Source organism: Amycolatopsis ruanii, from assembly GCF_003385175.1.
GTDB lineage: Bacteria > Actinomycetota > Actinomycetes > Mycobacteriales > Pseudonocardiaceae > Amycolatopsis_E > Amycolatopsis_E thermalba.
Window position 1 is genome coordinate 1 of record NZ_PQHY01000030.1, and the last position, 16306, is coordinate 16306.

Here is a 16306-nt window from a genome sequence, read left to right on the forward strand (position 1 = left end):
ATGCACGACGGCCGCCCCGATCCCGCGCCCGGCCCCCGTCACCACGGCGACGCGCGGGGTCACGTGATCATCTCCACGCGGGGAGCGTGCCACTTCAACCGTCACAACGACACCCCCACCCGATACCCCTCCACCACCGCCGCGTGCGCTCGCCTCGGCGTGACGCAGTCCCCCACCCTCAACACGCGAAACGGCGCCTCCCGCAGGGCGTGCCACAGCGTGTCCTCCGGTTCCTGGTGCGTCGCGCACACCACCCAGTCGCAGCGGGCCTCCCTGGTCTCGCCGGTCGTGTGCTTCAGCATCCGCAACGCCACGCCCCCATCCTCCGTCGCCGCGGCGGTGAGCACCATCTCGTCCGTCCGCTCCGCGATCCCGAGCGCGTGCGCCCGCCGTGCGAACAGCTCCCGGTCCAGCGTGAGCCCGAGGTCCTGCCCCACCACCATCCCCGGCGTCGACACCGTCACCCGGCACCCCACCGCGGCCAGCAGCTCCGCCACCGACGTCGCCGGGTGGAAGCCCACCTCGTCGATCACCACCACCTCACCCGACGGCGAAACCCCGCCCAGCACCTCCCGCGCGTGCACCACCCGCGGCGATACCGCCCACTCCGGCAGCACCGGCCGGGCCCCCGTCGCCAGCACCACGGCGTCCGGCGCCTCGTCCAGCAACACCGCAGGCGTCGCCGCGCACCCTGTCGTCAAGTCGACACCCGCGCGCCGGCAGTCGGTCAGCAGGTTGCGCACCAGGTCCCCCAGCTCGGCCCGCCCCGGCGCGGCGCCCGCCAGCGCGATCTGCCCGCCCGGCTCACCGCGCTCCAGCACCGTGACGTGGTGTCCCCGCTCCGCCGCCGTCGCCGCCGCCGTCAGCCCCGCCGGGCCCGCGCCGACGACCAGCACCCGCTTCGGACGCGGCCCCGGCGGCGGCAGCGGCACCGCCTCCCGCCCGGCGCGCGGGTTCTCCACGCACCCCAGCCACCGGTTGAGTCCCATCCGCCCCACGCACTCCTGGTTGCAGGACAGGCACGTCCGCACCTCCCGCCCGGCCCGCGCCTTCGCCGCGAACGACGGGTCGGCAATCTGCCCGCGCACCACCCCGACCAGGTCGCACCGCCCTTCAACCAGCGCGCGCTCGGCCTCCTCGGGCGACTTGATCCGCCCGATGCCGACCACCGGCACCGGCACCGCCCGCCGCAACGTCTCGGACACCGGCAACGCGTACCCGCGCGGCACCGCCATCGACGGCTCGACCAGGTACAACGTCGAGGTCGCGACCCCGATCGAGGTGTTCAGGTAGTCGATTCCGGGCGCGATCATCCGCGCCACCTCGACCGCCTCGCCGAGCGTGATGCCGCCCTGGACCAGGTCGTCGCCGGACAGCCGCACCCCCAGCGCGCGGTCCGGGCCGATCGCCGCGCGCACCGCCGCGATGATCTCGAGCAGGATCCGGGCCCGGTTCGCCAGCGGCCCGCCGTAGTCGTCGGTGCGCATGTTCGTCGCGGGCGCCAGGAACCCGCGCACCAGCGACGACTGCGAGCACTGGATCTCCACGCCGTCGAACCCGCCCGCGGCGCAGTGCCGCGCGACCCGCCCGAACCCGGCGACGACCTCGGCGATCTCCGCGGCGGACATGATCTTGGGCACCTCGCGGAACAGCGGATCCGGCACCGGCGAAGGCGCCCACACCGCGCGCCGCGTGTACCTCGACGACGCCTGCCCGCCGTTGTGGTTGAGCTGCGCGAAGATCGGCACCCCGTGCGCGTGCACCGCGCCGGTGATACGGCGGTAGCCGGGCACGACCTCCGGCCGGTACCCGTGGATCACCTTCTCGTAGGGCCAGTCCGAGGGGTGCACCACGTGTTCCTCGGTGATGATCAGCCCGGCGCCGCCCGCGGCCCGCTCGGCGTAGTACGCCGCGTGCTGCTCGGTGGGCAGGTTGCCGGTGGCGTAGTTGGTCAGGTGCGCGGCGAACACGATCCGGTTGCGCACCTCGACCGGCCCCAGCCGCAACGGCTCGAACAGCAGGCTCACAGCGCCACCGCCGCCCGGCGACCGTCCAGAACGGCTTCGTGGATGGTCCGGGGCGCCACCGCGTCACCGACCGTCGTCCCGGACAGCGCGGCATCCGGCAACCGGTGTCCACAATGGATCACGACACCACACGGCAGCTCCCGGCGTTCCCCGGTGAGCACGTCCTCCACCACCACGTGATCCCGGCGCACCACGCGAAGACGCGACCGCTTGACGAGCGTGACCCCCGCCCGTTGCAGACGCGCGTTCACCCCGGCGATGTCGCGCACCTGCGTCGCGATCACCGGATCCGGGCCGGCGATCGCCACCGGACGCGCGGCGGCCAGCAGTTCCGCGACACCCGCGCCGGTCCAGTCGCCGAGCGGATCGTGCACCACGACCGGCCCGTCCGGCAGCGTCGCACCGTCCAGCACGGCAACCACATCGAGCACGCGACCGCCCTCGACGGCGTAGTCACGCGGGCCGGGCCGGCTGCCGGTCGCCACGATCACCGGCCGCCCGTCCCCGGCGCGGGTCTCCACCCCGGTCGAGATCCGCACACCCAGCCGCCGGACCTCGGCCTCCAGCCAGTCCACCAGTCGCGCCAGCCGGTCCCGCCCGGCGAGCCGCGCCGCGACGCGCACCATCCCGCCGAGCCGGTCGGCCCGCTCGGTCAGCTCGACGTCGAACCCCCGCAGCGCGAGCACGCGCGCGGCTTCCAAGCCGGCCGGCCCGCCACCGACCACCAGCACTTCCCCGCCACCCGCGCCGGCCACGAGGTCCTCGGTCTCGTGCCCGCTGCCCGGTTCGCCGATGCAGCTGACGATCGGGTTGCGCGGGTCCCGCACGCGGCAGTTCTGGTTGCACAGCACGCACGGCCGCGGCGCGGTCCCCGCCCGCAGATGCCGGACCAGGTCCGGATCGGCGATCTGCGCGCGGGTCATCTCGACCAGCCCGGCGAACTCCAGCGCCCGCTCCGCGAGTGCTGGATCGACCACGCTGCCCTGGCACACCGTCAAGGTCCGCCCGGACACCGTCCGGCACAGATCGAGGTTGAACCCCGGTTCCGTCCGCAGATCGGGCCGGGCATCCGCGAACGCCGAACCGCGCACCGGCACCAGGTAGTCGATCCCACCGGGCACGGGAGCGGTCTCCGGCGTGATCCCGCCCCACGGCGCACCCTCGTCGCACGCCAGGCGCAGCCCGAGGATCCGGTCCCCGATCGCCTCCCGGACCGCCGCCAGCACCTCACACAGCAACCGCCCCCGGTCACCGTAGGCGTCCGTGCGCCGGTTGGTCAGCCCGGAACAGAACTGCCGCAGCAGCGAGTACTGGCCGGCGTCGATCTCCACACCGTCCACACCGGACCCAATGGCCAGTGCGGCCGCGGCGCGGAACGCGTCGACCACCGCCGCGATCTCCGGGCCCTCCATCTCCATCGGCAGTTCCCGGCTCACCGGATCCGGCACGCGCGACGGTGCCCACAGCGCAGACTGGTGGTAGGCCGACGAGCCCTGCCCGCCGGCGTGCCCGAGTGACGCGATCACAAGCGTCCCGTGTGGACGGCAGGCGTCCACGATGGACGTCCAACCAGGACCACACGAAGCGGCCAGCGGGGCACGCTCGTACGGCCAGTCGGAGGGATGCACGCTCGCCGTCTCGGTCACGATGACCCCGGCGCCACCCTCGGCCCGCCGCCGGTAGTAGGCGACGTGCCGGTCGGCGAGCGCCCGGCCCCGAGCCAGGTTGGTTTCGTGCGGACCGAAGAGGACCCGGCTCGGGGCGGTGCCGCCGCCGACCCGGACGGGGCCGGCGAGCCTGCTCATCGCGCGGGCTGGAACCCCGCGAGCGGGCTGGTGTCGCAGGCCCGGTCGGGCCGGGTGCCGCCCTCCGGCGGGCCGAACCCGATGCTGACCGGCACCTTGCCGGTCTTGCGAGCCTGGCGGGTCGTGCGGTGCGAGTGGTCGATGTGCGAGCGCGGCGCCGCGCTGACCCCGGCCAGCGCCAGTTCGCCGTGTCCCTTCACGCATTCCGGGTCCGGGCCGTCCAGCGGCAGCCCGGTGAAGAACTTCGCCGCCATGCACCCGCCCTGGCAGGCGTCGTAGGCCGAGCACGACGTGCACGCACCGCCGATCTGCGGGCCACGCAGCCGCTCGAACAGCTCGGAGGTCCGCCACACGCCGGCGAACCCGCCCTCGTCGCGGACGTTGCCGGCGAGGAACTCCTCGTGGATCGCGAACGGGCAGGCGTAGACGTCGCCGACCGGGTCGATCAGGCACACCACCCGTCCCGCACCGCACAGGTTCAGACCGGGCAGCGGGTCCGAGCCGAGCGCGTTGAGGTGGAAGAACGAGTCGCCGGTGAGCACCTGCTCGCCGTTGGCGACCAGCCAGTCGTAGAGCTGCAACTGCTGGTCGGCGGTGGGGTGCAGCTCGTCCCAGGTGTCCGCGCCGCGGCCGGACGGGCGCAGCCGTGTGATGCGCAGCTGGGCGCCGTAGGTGTCGGCGATCGCCTTGAACTCGTCGAGCTGACCGACGTTGTGCCGGGTCATCACGACGGAGAGCTTGAAGCCGCGGAACCCGGCGTCGGACAGGTTCCGCATCGCCCGGATCGCCGTGTCGTAGGAACCCGGGCCCCGGACGTGGTCGTTGACCTCGGCGGTCGCGCCATCGAGGGAAATCTGCACGTCCACGTAGTCGGTCGCGGCGAGCCACCGCGCCCGCTCCGGGGTGAGCTTGACGCCGTTGGTGGAGAACTTGACGCCCACCTGGTGGTCCACCGCGTACTCGACGAGCTCCCAGAAGTCGGCGCGCACAGTCGGTTCGCCGCCGCCGATGTTGACGTAGAAGACCTGCATGCGCTGCAGCTCGTCGATGACGGCCTTGCACTCCGCCGTGCTCAGCTCCCGCGGATCCCGGCGGCCCGACGAGGACAGGCAGTGCACGCACGAGAGGTTGCAGGCGTAGGTCAGTTCCCAGGTCAGGCAGATGGGCGAGGTCAGCCCCTGCTTGAAGTGTTCGACGAGCTTCATCGCACGCCCTTCTCGTCTGCGGTCAGCGCGGTTCGATCGTGCCGTTCTCGGCCAGTCCCGCCAGCGCCGTCAGGTAGGCCGGACGCTGGTCGTCCGGGACGCCGGCGGCGTCGAGGGTGGTGTGCACGTCGGGCTGGTCCCCGAGCGTGCGCACCACCTCGACCAGGATCTTCGTCTTCAGGAACGCCAGCCTCCGGGTGCCGAAGTCGTAGGCGAGCGCCCCGAACGGTTCCGGCCGCAACGCGACGCGCGGGGAGCACCGGTAGGCCTGGTCCGGATCGAACACGGTCAGTAGACGCCGCACATGCCGTCGATGGAGACCTCTTCGACGAGCAGGTCCTCCTCGACGAGCGAGTCCTCCGCGGTGGGGGAAACATTCTTGCTGTCGGACATGGGATGCTCCCTTCGGCGATCCGGCCGCTCCGGTGCGGCCGCGCTTCTCGGACGATAATGGCACCCAGTGCCGAATGGAAGAGGGATGACCGAAAAGGCGGAGCCGGCGCCCAGGGCGGGGCGCAAGCCGATCACGTCGCGGGCGGAGGTCGAGCACGTGGCGTTCGAGCTGTTCGCCACCCGCGGCTTCGACCGCACGACGATCGACGACATCGCGAAGGCCGCCGGCATCGGGCGGCGCACGTTCTTCCGCTACTTCCCGTCGAAGAACGACATCGCCTGGGGCGACTTCGACGGGCAGCTGGACCGGATGCGCAAGCGGCTCGCCACCTACCCGCCGGACCGCCCGCTGCCCGGTGTGCTGCGCGAGGCGCTGGTGGACTTCAACCGGGTCGACCCGGACGAGGCGGTGTGGCACCGGCAGCGGATGGAGCTGATCCTGACCACCCCGGCGCTGCAAGCGCATTCCACGCTGCGGTACGCGGACTGGCGGCAGGTGATCGCGGAGTTCGTCGCGGACCGGCTCGGGGTGGACGCCTCGGCGCTCGCCCCGCAGACCGTGGCCTACACCGCGCTGGGCATCGCGCTGGCGGCGTACGAGCAGTGGCTGCGCGACCCGCGGGCGGACCTGGCCGATCTGATGGCCGCCGGAGTGGACCAGCTGACCGCGGCGCTGACCTGAGTGGTCAGCGGGGCAGGCGGAGGAACTCCGTGGCCCGGTGCCACACCTCGCGCAGGTCCGGATCGCTCGCGGTCCACGTCGTGGAGCGGATCTCGCCCCGCCCGCGGTAGGTCCGCATGATCCGGCGGTGCACGGGCAGGCCGACGAAGCCGCGCATGGCGTCCTCGCTCCGCCACAGTGAGACCGAGCCGGTTCTGCGCCGCGAGGGTTCGGCCCAGAGCCAGTGCCCGACCGCGCCGTCGAGGGCCGGCCACAGGCGCGCCAGCTGTCTGCCCGCGCGGTAGATCCCCGGCAGGTCGCGCAGCCGGTCGGCGGTGAAGCCGGTGACGCTGACGAGCACGAGCCCGCTCGCGGTGGCGGGCCCGGGTGTCCACGAGGTGCGCAGCACGGTTCAGTCCTCCGGCAGGGTGGCGGGATCGGTGGCCAGGGCGCGCAGCCGCTCCAGGACGGCGCGGCGGGCGCGGGCGTAGGTGACCTCGTGCCCGACGAGGCGCGAGTGGATCACGGCCGACTCGCCGAGCGCGTCGATCTCGTAGGCGAGCTGGTCCGGGTCGGCGTCTTCGGTCAGCTCGCCCAGCGCGATCGCCTCGTCGACGAGCGAGCGGATGAACGCGAGCCAGTCGTGCAGCGCCTGCGCCGTTTTCGCCTGGACCGCGCCGGGCCGGTCGTCGAACTCGGTTTGCGCGGCGAGGAAGAAGCACCCACCGGGCAGCACACCGCCGGCGTAGAAGGCCATCCGCGCCTCGTGCAGCGCGAACACCCGCCGGATGCCGGGCGGCGTGCGCAGCGCGGGTGCCATGACGCGGTCCGTCCACTGGCGGCGCGCCTGGTCGATCGCGTCGAGCTGCAGGTGCTCCTTGTCCTTCCAGTGCGCGAACAGCCCGGACTTGCTGGTGCCGAGGTGCTCGGCGAGCCGCCCGAAGGTCAGGCCGTCCAGCCCGTGCACCGAGGCCAGAGCCACCGCCGCGTCGAGCACCGTCTCCCGGGTGCGCCGCCCGCGCTCGCGCCGCCGATCGATGTGCATGGGACCGACCGTACACTAGAAAACCGATCGGTCGGTCTTATTTCTCAGTGACGTGGTGGGCCGCGGATGGCACCTGGCGGCCGCTCCGGGGCTGAGCACGAAGATCCATCGTGCGGTCGATGGGCGCGGGTTGCCGATGCGGGTGCTGCTTCCCGCGGCGGGCGTCCTCCCGCTTCCGATGCCGAGGCCTACCGGCAGCGGAACGTGGTCGAACGCCGCTGCAACCGGCTCACCACCGCCGCCATCGTCCTCTGGCCCCGATGACTTAGGACACTCCCTAGTCCGCCACCAGGCCCAGCAGCTTCGCCGGGCCCAGCACGTTCGCGCCCTCGGCCTCGACTCGGGAGCGCAGCTCCCGGTCCGCCGTCACCACCACCACGTGGTCCCGCGGCCGGGCGTCCCGCGCCTTGCGGACGCTCTCCACGATCTGCGAGTCGCCGTCGCGGACCGCGGCGATCACCTCCACGTCGTCGGCCGGGGACACGTCCCGGGCCTGGCCCTCGACGACCATCTGCACCCGCGGCCACCACGACCACTCCGCCCCGCCGAGCCCGACGTCCGCGCTGCGCACCCCGTCGCGCACCAGCCCGGACAGCCGGTTCCGCAACCGCTCCGCCGCGCCGGCCCGGTCCCGCCACCAGCCGTCCGGCCGGGACCCGACCACGTTGGCCGCGTCGACCACCAGCACCAGCTCGCGCCCCAGCTGGGCGTGCAGCGCCGGCCACGCGGCGGCGAAATCGGCGTGCAGCGGGAACGACCCGACCTCCTCCGGCGGCACCCACCGCAGCTCGGCGCTCTCCTCGTCGACCACCCGCTCCCGCACCGGGTGCCGGGTGTTCGCGAGCACCGTCGTGTAGCTCCAGCCGCCGTGGTCGACCACCGACTCCGCGGTGGGCCGCACCGCGCCGACCGGCACCGCGGCCTCCTCCTCGGCCTCCCGCGTCGCCGCCTCGCGCGCCGACTCGTGGCCGCGCCGCGCGCCGCCCGGCAACGCCCACGTCCGGCCGTGGTGGGTCCACCAGGCCCGGTGCTGCAGCAGCACCCCCCGCTCGGGATCGGTCAGCAACAGGCCGGCGGCGCCGAACAGGCCCCAGTGCCGATGGCCGCGCTCGCAGTACACGAAGCCGTCGCCGTCATCAGGGGTCATCAGTCCAGCTTGTCATACCGCCCGGGCTTCGAGCGCGAGCGCGGCGGCCCCCACCAGGGCGGCGTCGTCGCCCAGCTGCGCGGTCCGGATGCGCGCCAGCGGCCGGTGCCTGCCGCCGGTGATCGCGGCCGCGTAGTGCTCACGAGCCTCGTCGAGGAACAGCGGCGCCGACTCCGACACCCCGCCGGCGATCACCACGATCTCCGGGTCGAACACGTCCGCGACCAGGGCCAGCCCCTCACCGAGCCACTTCGCCAGCTCGGCCACCGCCCGCTGCGCGACCGGGTCGCCGTCGCGCGCCGCCCCCGCCACCCGGCGCCCGGTCAGCGCGCCGGGGTCCAGCGCGATGTCCCGGGACAGGATCGTCGAGGTGCCCGGATACCGGGCCAGCAGCTCGATCGCGGTCGCGGCCAGCGCCGTCCCGCTGCAGTAGCGCTCCCAGCAGCCGTACTTGCCGCACGGGCACGCCCGCCCGTCCGGCACGACCGTCAGGTGCCCCAGCTCCGGCGCCACCCCGTTCGCGCCGCGGTACAGCTGGCCGTCCAGCAGCAGGCCCGCGCCGATCCCGGTGCCGATCGCCACCAGCGCCGCGACCTTGGCTCCACGCGCCGCGCCGAAGCGGTGCTCGCCGACCGCGGCGGCGTTGGCGTCGTGCTCCAGCGTCACCGGCAGCCCGACGCGCTTGGCGATCCGGTCCGCCACCGGCGCGTTCCGCCACGCCAGGTGCGGCGCGAACATCACGGTGCGCCGGTCGTTGGCGACGAACCCGGCGACCGCGAGACCGACCCCGGTGACGTCCCCGTGCCGGTTGCGCAGCTCGTCGATCACACCGGTGATCGCGTCCTCGAGCGCGTCCTCGGCGCTCGGCGTGCCCGCCCGCGCGGTGTCCAGGATCGAGCCGTACTCGTCCACCACCCCGGCACGGACACTCGTGCCGCCGACGTCCAGGCCGATCGCACGCACTAGCCGTCCCGCCACTGGACCGGGATGCGCTGCACCCGGCCGGACTCCGGCCGCGGCCGCGGCGGCGGCTGGAAGCCGGGCATGTGCACGCCCTCCTGCGGCTCCCACCGGTCGGCCAGCACGGCCCGCAGCAACGCGATGATCTGCGCCGCCTGCTCCAGCACCCGAGCCACGAACTCGGGCTTCTCACCGCGCACCACGGCGACGATCGCGCACAGCGGGCACCAGCCGCAGTCGCCGTCGCCCTCGGGCGTCTCGGGCTTGCCGTGCCCGGCGGCGACCACGCCGTCCAGCCACGGCGCGGCGCGTTCGGCGACCATCTCGACGAGCAGCCGGATCTCCTCGGCCAGGCTCGCCGCGGTCACCCCTTCGGTCGTCATCCGTCCTCCCCCGGCTTGGTCAGCGAGACGACGAGACCGTCCGCATCGGACTCGGCACCGGTGATCCGGCACGGGCGCAACGGTTCCGGCAACGCGACCAGGCGGCGGAACCCGGCGACGGTGACGGCCAGGTCGTCGTCCACGCGCGCCAGGTCCAGCTCGGCGCCGCGGTCCAGCGGCAGCGCCAGCCGCAGCCGGTACCCACCGTCCACTTCGGTCACGTGCAGCAGCGGCGCGGACCCGGAACCGTTGCCCGCCAACGGATCCCGCTCGCCGTACAGCTCGGTGGCGATCTCGCGCAGCGCGGGCAGCCCGACCGGTTCGGCTGCCCGGTGCTCGACCCGGGCCAGCTCCCAGGTCAGCTCGCCGAGCACCTCGTCCTGCTGGCGGCGGCGGGTGCGCATCCAGTTCGCCGCCGCGCCCCGCCACACGCCGGGCGCGGGCATCAGCCGGTTCACGATCAGCCCGTCGACGCGGATGCCGCGCAGCGCCAGCGAGCTGAGCGTGCGGCGCGCCTCGGCGACCACGACCCGCTCCGGCGTCAGCACCAGCCGCACGGTGGTGACGGCCGGATCGGTCAGCAGGTCACGCAGGGCGGACACGTGCGCCGCGAGGTCGCGGACCGACCGGGCCAGATCGCGCGACCCGGTGAGCGTGAGCTGCCAGCCGAACACCTTGTCCAGGTACCCGGAAACGGCCTCGGGAAGCGCGAGCAGCCGCAGGGTTTCCGCGGTCGGCCCGCAGTCCACCACCACGACGTCCCAGCGGCCGGCCTCGGCCAGCCGCTGCACCTCGGTCAGCGCGAGCAGCTCGTCCACGCCCGGCAGGACGCTCAGCTCCTCGGCGTCGAGCGCGTCCACCCCGGCGCCGGCGAGCGCGCCCTTGAGCCGGCCGCGCAGGTCCTGCCAGATGTCGTCGACCAGGCCGCGCGAGTCGACCTGCGCCCCGTGCAGCCGGGTGTCCACGTCGGACGGTTCGCGGCCCAGGCGCTTGCCGAACGCGTCGCCCAGCGAGTGCGCCGGATCGGTGGACACCACCAGCGTCTTGTACCCGCGCGCGGCCAGGCCCGCCGCCGTCGCCGCGGCGAGCGTCGTCTTGCCGACGCCTCCCTTGTCGGTGAACAGCAGCAGCCGCGTCATCGCCGCCCCGCCCTCAGGCGAGGTCCTCCACGCGGCGCTTGAGCTCCTTGAGCGCGGTGTCCATGACCATCTTCTCCGCCTTGCGGCGCAGCAGCCCGATCATCGGCAGCACCAGCTCGACCGACAGCGTGTAGGTGACCCGGGTGCGGCCCTCGCCGACCGGGACCAGCTCGTAGCGGCCGTCCTGCGCCTTCTGCATCTGCCCGCGCACCAGGTGCCAGCTCACCGAGCGGCCGTCGGCGGCCCAGTCGTACTCCAGCGTGTAGACGTCCTTGATCGGACCGGCGTCCAGGGTCAGCTTGACCTGCTTCGCGCGGCCGGTGTCGTCGGTGGCGAGCACCTCGGTCTCCCGGACCTGCTTGGCCCATTCCGGGTACGACGCGAAGTCCGCGATCACCGCCATGACCTTCTCCGGCGGCGCGTCGACCTCGATGGACTGCGTGGACTGGTCGGCCATGGCGGAGAGGTTACCGCCTGTCCCGCGTCACCACCGCAGGACGTGCGGGCGCTCGGTGACCTTGAAGTGGCCGACGTTACGGCATTCGGTGCGGCCGACCCGCAGCCTGGCCGACAGCGGCTGGTGCACGTGGCCGAACAGCGACCACCGCGGCTGCTCCGCGTAGACCAGCGCGCGCAGGGCCGACGAGCCCAGTTCGTGCCGCCGCGCCACCACGTCGTAGGTCAGCTCGGGCAGCGCGGGTGGCTGGTGGGTGCACAGCACGTCGATGTCGGTGAGCTTGCCGACGGCCGCGTCGAACTCCTCCTGGGTGCGCAGGTAGGGCCGCCACACCGGGTTGGACCGGCGGATCGTGGCCCCGGCGGGCAGCACCACCCCGCCGGCGAAGCCGAACCGCAGGCCGCCGATCTCGACGACCTCGCCCTCGACGAGCCGCACGTCGTCGCCGGCGAACTCCGGCCACAGGTCCGGCGAGTCGACGTTGCCGGCGATCGCGTAGGTCGGCGCGGTCATCGCCGCGAACATCGCGGAGTACTGCTCGCGGACGGCCTCCTCGACGGCGGCGGCCGGGTCGTCCAGGCTCGACCACAGGGAGCGCGAGAAGGCGATCGACTCCTCGCGGGTGCCCTCGCGGCGCAGCCGGGCGAACGTGGCGACCTTCTCCGGGCCGAACAACGTGCCGAGGATGCCCCGGTCGTGCTGGTGGTAGTCGACGAAGTCGAGCAGATCGCCGAGGACGATCAGCGCGTCCGCCCCCTCACCGGCCCGGGCCAGGGCCTCGGTGTTGCCGTGGACGTCCGAGACGACATGAACGCGCATGATGCCCCAGTTTAGCGACGCTAAGAAGTCCTCGGGGGCACGCCGGGCTCGCGGCCGTCTTCGAGGATCTCCTTCAACCCCAGCGCCACGGCCTTGGCCGCGCGGGCTCGCCGGTCGAACTCGCGGCGCAGCCGGCGCGGGCTCATCTCCGCGGCCGGGCTCGCGCGCAGGAAGTAGTGCAGCAGCGTGCCGTCCAGCGTGCGCTCCAGCCAGACCTCCATCGTGCCGACCAGGGCGCCCCGGACCGTCCAGCGCAGCCCCTCGTCACCGCGGTCGGTGTAGACCTCGAGCACCAGGTCGGGCCAGTACCGCCGCCACGCGGCCGGGTCGGCGAACACCGCCGCCACGGTGGCGGGCGGCACCGCGAGGAACGTCTCGTCGACGATGTCGATGCTGGGCGGCGCACCGTTGAGCGTGCTCACGCCGAGCAGAATGTCATGCCCGTGTTACCGCCGGTCCGCCCCCTTGGTCGTAAGGTGTCACCGACGCTAAGTTGTGACTGGCGAGTAACACCCCTGAACCACGGAGGTCCACCGTGCGCGAGTACAGCGCCCCGGCAGTGCAGCCGGTTGCCGATGACGAGAACCTCGCCGACATCGTGTGGGCGAACGCCGAGCGGTTCCCCGACGCGATCAGCTTCCGGCGCCAGGTGGACGGCTCGTGGCTGGACGTCACCGCCCGCGAGTTCGCCGCCCAGGTCATCGGGATCGCCAAGGGCCTGGTCGAGGCCGGGATCGAGCGGGGTGACCGGGTCGGGCTGATGTCCAAGACCCGGTACGAGTGGACGCTGATCGACTTCGCCATCTGGGCCGCGGGCGCGGTCACCGTGCCGATCTACGACACGTCCTCGCCCGAGCAGGTCGCCTGGATCCTGTCCGACTCCGGCGCCAAGGGCGTCTTCGTGGAGACCAGCGAGCACCTGGCCGCCGTCGACGAGGTCCGCGACCGGCTGCCCGACCTGCGGTACACCTGGCAGATCGAGGCGGCCCGGCCCGCGGTGGACGAGCTGACCACGCTGGGCGCCGACGTCGCCGACGACACCGTGCACGAGCGGCGCCGCCTGGTGCGGGCCGGCGACCTGGCCACCATCGTGTACACCTCGGGCACCACCGGCCGCCCCAAGGGCGTCGAGCTGACCCACCGCAACCTGCTCGCCGAGATCCGGGCCGACATCAACGCCTTCCCGCAGCTGATGGAGCAGGGCAACTCGCTGCTGTGCTTCCTGCCGCTGGCGCACGTGCTGGCCCGCGCCATCGCCGTCACCGCCGTCACCGCGCGCGTCACGCTGGGCCACACCTCCGACGTCAAGAACCTGGTCGCCGATCTGGGCACGTTCCGGCCGACGTTCGTGGTGGCCGTGCCGCGCGTGTTCGAGAAGGTCTACAACGGCGCGAAGCAGAAGGCCCACTCCGAGGGCAAGGGCAAGATCTTCGACGCGGCCGAGCAGGTCGCGGTGTCCTACAGCGAGGCGCAGGACACCGGTGGCGCCGGGCTGGGGCTGAAGGCGCGGCACCTCCTGTTCGACAAGCTGGTCTACGGCAAGCTGCGGGCCGCGCTGGGCGGCCGCTGCATCGCCGCGGTGTCCGGTGGCGCGCCGCTGGGCGCCCGGCTGGCGCACTTCTTCCGCGGCATCGGCGTGCCGGTGTTCGAGGGCTACGGCCTGACCGAGACCTCGGCCGCGGCGAACGTGAACACCCAGGACGCGTTCCGCGTCGGCACCGTGGGCCGCCCGGTGGCCGGCACCTCGGTGCGGATCGCCGACGACGGCGAGGTCCTGCTCAAGGGTGACGTCGTGTTCGGCGCCTACTTCAACAACGAGACCGCCACCAAGGAGGCGCTGGAGGACGGCTGGTTCCACACCGGCGACCTCGGCGAGCTCGACGACGACGGCTTCCTCAAGATCACCGGGCGCAAGAAGGAGATCATCGTGACGGCGGGCGGCAAGAACGTCGCCCCGTCCGGCCTCGAGGACACCATGCGCGCCCACCCGCTGATCAGCCAGGCCATGGTGGTCGGCGACCAGCGCCCGTTCATCGCCGCGCTGATCACGATCGACGAGGAGTTCTTCCCGGCCTGGAAGTCGCAGAACGGCAAGCCCGCCGACGCCACGGTCGCCGACCTGGCGCAGGACCCGGACCTGATCGCGGCCGTGCAGGGCGCCGTGAACGAGGCGAACAAGCAGGTCTCGCACGCCGAGTCGATCAAGAAGTTCGTCATCCTCGGCAACGACTTCACCGAGGCCGGCGGCGAGATCACGCCGAGCCTGAAGCTCAAGCGCAACGTGGTGACCAAGAACTACGCCACGTTCATCGAGAGCCTGTACCAGAAGTAACGAGACTACTACGCTGTGTCAGTGCTGCACGATCACCGGTGCTGGGCCTTCGAGTCCGCCGACGAGTTCCGGGCCCGCGCGCGGGAGTTCCTGCGCGACGGGCTCGCCCAGGGCACGCAGGTCTGGTTCGTCGCGCCCGGCGAGCCCGAGCTCGACGGGCTGGACGAGGCGTTGCGCACCGGCGCCGCGCGCGTCGTCTCGCTGGACGACACCTACGCCGTGGGCACGGTGGTCGATCCGGACGAGCAGACCCGCAGCTACGCCGAGGCGACCGAGGCCGCGCTCGCGGCGGGTTACACCGGGTTGCGGGTCGCCGCGGACTGCACGACGCTGGTGGCCACACCCGAGCAGCTGGACGCGTTCGCGCGGTACGAGCACACGGTGGACCGGTACGCGGCCGCGGGGACGTTCTCGGCGATGTGCGGGTACGACCGCGGCCGGGTCGACGACGAGGCGGTGGCGAGGGTGGCGTGCCTGCACCCGGTGGGCAACGCCGATCCCGGGTTCCGGCTGTTCGGCTCGGCTTCGGCGGCGGCCGCGCTCGCCGGGGAACTGGACCTCTACACCGAACAGCTGCTGGCCGAGGCGTTGCGGCGGGCGAACCCGCGGCCGGTCGACGGCCGTCTGGTGCTCGACGTGAGCGGTCTGCGGTTCGCCGACTACCGGAGCCTGACCCGGCTGGCCGAGCACGCCGCGAGCGAGGGTGCGACACTGGTGTTGCGCGATCCCTCGCCGGCCGTCACCCGCCTGGTCGAAGTGCTGGGGCTGCCGTCGGTGCGGGTGGAGGGGGTCGCGTGAGCGCGTTCGTGCACCCCGCGCTGTTCTACCGCTCCGACGAGGAGTACCTGGACACGCTCGTCCCGTTCGTCACCGACGGTCTCGCGCGGCGGGAACCGGTCGCCGAGGTAGTGCCCGGCGACCGGCTGCGGGTGCTGCGCCCGGCGGTCGGCAGCGACGACGTGCTGTGGCTGGACATGAACGAGGCCGGCCGCAACCCGGGCCGGATCATCCCGACGGTGCTGCGCCGGTTCGCCGACGCGCACCCGGACCGGCACGTGCGCATCATCGGCGAACCGATCTGGGCCGGCCGTTCGGCCACCGAGTACCCGGCGTGCGCACAGCACGAGGCGCTGATCAACCACGCGTTCACCGGCCGGGACGTCACGATCGTGTGCCCCTACGACACGGTGGCCCTGGAACCGGACGTGGTCGCCGACGCCAGGGCGACGCACCCGGAGGTGTGGGAGGCGTCGCGGCGGTACGTCAGCGGGGAGTACGCGCCGGACGACGTCGTGTCGCGCTACAACCAGCCGGTGCCCGCGGCGGCGCCGGTCGTGTTCCCGGTGACGGCCGACGCGGAGGTCCGGCAGGCCCGGCGCTGGGCGGCCGAGCAGGCGCGACGCCTCGGCCTGGACGACGACCGGCTGCCGGATCTGGAGCTGATCGTCACCGAGCTGGTGACCAACAGCCTGCGCCATGCCGGCGGCTCGTGCCGGGTCGAGCTGTGGCCCGCGGACGGCCACGTGTGCTGCGCCGTCCACGACGACGGTCACCTGGCGGACCCCCTGGCCGGACGGCACCCGCGCCCCCACGGCGAGCCGGGCGGGCGGGGCCTGCTGATGGTGCACCAGCTGGCCGACCTGGTGCGCACGTACACCCAGCCCGGCCGGACGACGCAGTACGCGCTGCTGCGCTTGTAGCCGGCGCGGCGATGGTGCAGGCGGTGCACCGCGCACGCCGCCGCGCGCAACCTCGGGCCGCAGCCGGCTGCCGGCAAGGCGGCCACCCCGCCGCTGCACGCCGCCGGTGAACCCAGCGGCACCGGCCGCGATGGCAAGCGCTCCGCCGCGCACGCCGTCCGCGAGCGCTGCCGAGCACCGCCGCGCGCACGGGCATCCCGATGGGATCCGCGCTCGCGCCGGCCGGGCACCAT

At 73.3% G+C, this 16306-nt stretch carries 18 protein-coding genes; 4 read left to right on the forward strand and 14 right to left on the reverse strand.

The features are described from left to right. Nucleotides 1-101: 101 nt before the first annotated feature. The 5 genes from D0D28_RS17905 to mftA are packed head-to-tail and all read right to left on the reverse strand — an operon-like array spanning nucleotide 102 to nucleotide 5430. On the reverse strand, nucleotides 102-2027 hold the full coding sequence (locus D0D28_RS17905) for a mycofactocin system FadH/OYE family oxidoreductase 2 (protein WP_116111354.1): 1926 nt from the start codon (nucleotides 2025-2027) through the stop codon (nucleotides 102-104). Then, complete coding sequence (locus D0D28_RS17910) at nucleotides 2024-3832, reverse strand: mycofactocin system FadH/OYE family oxidoreductase 1 (protein ID WP_116111355.1); 1809 nt, start codon at nucleotides 3830-3832, stop codon at nucleotides 2024-2026. Before D0D28_RS17910 ends, D0D28_RS17905 begins: the two co-directional genes overlap by 4 nt. Continuing rightward, nucleotides 3829-5037, reverse strand: a complete 1209-nt coding sequence (gene mftC, locus D0D28_RS17915; RefSeq protein ID WP_116111356.1) for a mycofactocin radical SAM maturase — start codon at nucleotides 5035-5037, stop codon at nucleotides 3829-3831. Before mftC ends, D0D28_RS17910 begins: the two co-directional genes overlap by 4 nt. A gap of 22 nt (nucleotides 5038-5059) precedes the next feature. Continuing rightward, entirely contained in the window at nucleotides 5060-5341 is a 282-nt protein-coding gene (mftB, locus tag D0D28_RS17920; protein WP_116111357.1) for a mycofactocin biosynthesis chaperone MftB, read from the reverse strand. After that, complete coding sequence (mftA, locus tag D0D28_RS17925) at nucleotides 5326-5430, reverse strand: mycofactocin precursor MftA (protein WP_094007552.1); 105 nt, start codon at nucleotides 5428-5430, stop codon at nucleotides 5326-5328. The genes mftB and mftA overlap by 16 nt, the downstream gene beginning before the upstream one ends. 85 nt (nucleotides 5431-5515) lie before the next feature. Here mftA and mftR point away from each other — a divergent pair, with 85 nt between their 5' ends. Then, nucleotides 5516-6112, forward strand: a complete 597-nt coding sequence (gene mftR, locus D0D28_RS17930) for a mycofactocin system transcriptional regulator (RefSeq protein ID WP_094007551.1) — start codon at nucleotides 5516-5518, stop codon at nucleotides 6110-6112. 4 nt (nucleotides 6113-6116) lie between these two features. Here mftR and D0D28_RS17935 read toward each other — a convergent pair whose 3' ends face one another. The 9 genes from D0D28_RS17935 to D0D28_RS17975 form a co-directional block, all read right to left on the reverse strand. After that, nucleotides 6117-6500 carry a hypothetical protein gene (locus tag D0D28_RS17935; RefSeq protein WP_116111358.1) on the reverse strand — a complete coding sequence of 128 codons (384 nt, stop codon included), beginning with the start codon at nucleotides 6498-6500 and terminating at the stop codon, nucleotides 6117-6119. Between the two features lie 3 nt (nucleotides 6501-6503). Beyond that, nucleotides 6504-7136 carry a TetR/AcrR family transcriptional regulator gene (locus D0D28_RS17940; RefSeq protein WP_116111359.1) on the reverse strand — a complete coding sequence of 211 codons (633 nt, stop codon included), beginning with the start codon at nucleotides 7134-7136 and terminating at the stop codon, nucleotides 6504-6506. A gap of 277 nt (nucleotides 7137-7413) precedes the next feature. Then, the gene (locus tag D0D28_RS17945) at nucleotides 7414-8283 is read right to left on the reverse strand and encodes an NUDIX domain-containing protein (protein ID WP_116111360.1); all 870 of its coding nucleotides are present in this window, start codon (nucleotides 8281-8283) and stop codon (nucleotides 7414-7416) included. 12 nt (nucleotides 8284-8295) lie between these two features. Next, nucleotides 8296-9231, reverse strand: a complete 936-nt coding sequence (locus tag D0D28_RS17950) for an ROK family protein (RefSeq protein WP_116111404.1) — start codon at nucleotides 9229-9231, stop codon at nucleotides 8296-8298. A 14-nt stretch (nucleotides 9232-9245) separates the two neighbouring features. Further along, complete coding sequence (locus D0D28_RS17955; RefSeq protein ID WP_094007547.1) at nucleotides 9246-9626, reverse strand: hypothetical protein; 381 nt, start codon at nucleotides 9624-9626, stop codon at nucleotides 9246-9248. Then, on the reverse strand, nucleotides 9623-10765 hold the full coding sequence (locus tag D0D28_RS17960; RefSeq protein ID WP_116111361.1) for an ArsA family ATPase: 1143 nt from the start codon (nucleotides 10763-10765) through the stop codon (nucleotides 9623-9625). The genes D0D28_RS17955 and D0D28_RS17960 overlap by 4 nt, the downstream gene beginning before the upstream one ends. 13 nt (nucleotides 10766-10778) lie before the next feature. Then, nucleotides 10779-11222 carry an SRPBCC family protein gene (locus tag D0D28_RS17965; protein WP_094007545.1) on the reverse strand — a complete coding sequence of 148 codons (444 nt, stop codon included), beginning with the start codon at nucleotides 11220-11222 and terminating at the stop codon, nucleotides 10779-10781. 27 nt (nucleotides 11223-11249) lie between these two features. After that, a complete protein-coding gene (locus D0D28_RS17970) occupies nucleotides 11250-12041 on the reverse strand; it encodes a metallophosphoesterase family protein (protein WP_116111362.1) in 792 nt (263 codons plus the stop codon). A gap of 20 nt (nucleotides 12042-12061) precedes the next feature. Beyond that, nucleotides 12062-12463 (reverse strand): polyketide cyclase / dehydrase and lipid transport, encoded by a 402-nt coding sequence (locus D0D28_RS17975; RefSeq protein WP_094007543.1) that lies wholly within the window; start codon nucleotides 12461-12463, stop codon nucleotides 12062-12064. 113 nt (nucleotides 12464-12576) lie between these two features. Here D0D28_RS17975 and D0D28_RS17980 point away from each other — a divergent pair, with 113 nt between their 5' ends. Genes D0D28_RS17980 through D0D28_RS17990 form a run of 3 tightly spaced genes read left to right on the forward strand, consistent with a single transcriptional unit; the run spans nucleotide 12577 to nucleotide 16073 of the window. Further along, a complete protein-coding gene (locus tag D0D28_RS17980; RefSeq protein WP_094007542.1) occupies nucleotides 12577-14373 on the forward strand; it encodes an AMP-dependent synthetase/ligase in 1797 nt (598 codons plus the stop codon). Nucleotides 14374-14394: 21 nt separating this feature from the next. After that, nucleotides 14395-15171: an MEDS domain-containing protein gene (locus D0D28_RS17985; protein ID WP_240323253.1), complete on the forward strand. Its 777-nt coding sequence runs from the start codon at nucleotides 14395-14397 to the stop codon at nucleotides 15169-15171. After that, nucleotides 15168-16073 (forward strand): sensor histidine kinase, encoded by a 906-nt coding sequence (locus D0D28_RS17990; RefSeq protein ID WP_116111364.1) that lies wholly within the window; start codon nucleotides 15168-15170, stop codon nucleotides 16071-16073. Before D0D28_RS17985 ends, D0D28_RS17990 begins: the two co-directional genes overlap by 4 nt. Nucleotides 16074-16306 lie beyond the last annotated feature (233 nt).

What these genes read in the sequence shown, in the direction of transcription:
- D0D28_RS17955 (WP_094007547.1), bottom strand. Translation starts at nt 9,626, where the DNA reads ATGACGACCGAAGGGGTGACCGCGGCGAGCCTGGCCGAGGAGATCCGG.
- D0D28_RS17965 (WP_094007545.1), bottom strand. Translation starts at nt 11,222, where the DNA reads ATGGCCGACCAGTCCACGCAGTCCATCGAGGTCGACGCGCCGCCGGAG.
- D0D28_RS17945 (WP_116111360.1), bottom strand. Translation starts at nt 8,283, where the DNA reads ATGACCCCTGATGACGGCGACGGCTTCGTGTACTGCGAGCGCGGCCAT.
- D0D28_RS17910 (WP_116111355.1), bottom strand. Translation starts at nt 3,832, where the DNA reads ATGAGCAGGCTCGCCGGCCCCGTCCGGGTCGGCGGCGGCACCGCCCCG.
- D0D28_RS17960 (WP_116111361.1), bottom strand. Translation starts at nt 10,765, where the DNA reads ATGACGCGGCTGCTGCTGTTCACCGACAAGGGAGGCGTCGGCAAGACG.
- D0D28_RS17940 (WP_116111359.1), bottom strand. Translation starts at nt 7,136, where the DNA reads ATGCACATCGATCGGCGGCGCGAGCGCGGGCGGCGCACCCGGGAGACG.
- D0D28_RS17970 (WP_116111362.1), bottom strand. Translation starts at nt 12,041, where the DNA reads ATGCGCGTTCATGTCGTCTCGGACGTCCACGGCAACACCGAGGCCCTG.
- mftC (WP_116111356.1), bottom strand. Translation starts at nt 5,037, where the DNA reads ATGAAGCTCGTCGAACACTTCAAGCAGGGGCTGACCTCGCCCATCTGC.
- mftR (WP_094007551.1), top strand. Translation starts at nt 5,516, where the DNA reads ATGACCGAAAAGGCGGAGCCGGCGCCCAGGGCGGGGCGCAAGCCGATC.
- mftA (WP_094007552.1), bottom strand. Translation starts at nt 5,430, where the DNA reads ATGTCCGACAGCAAGAATGTTTCCCCCACCGCGGAGGACTCGCTCGTC.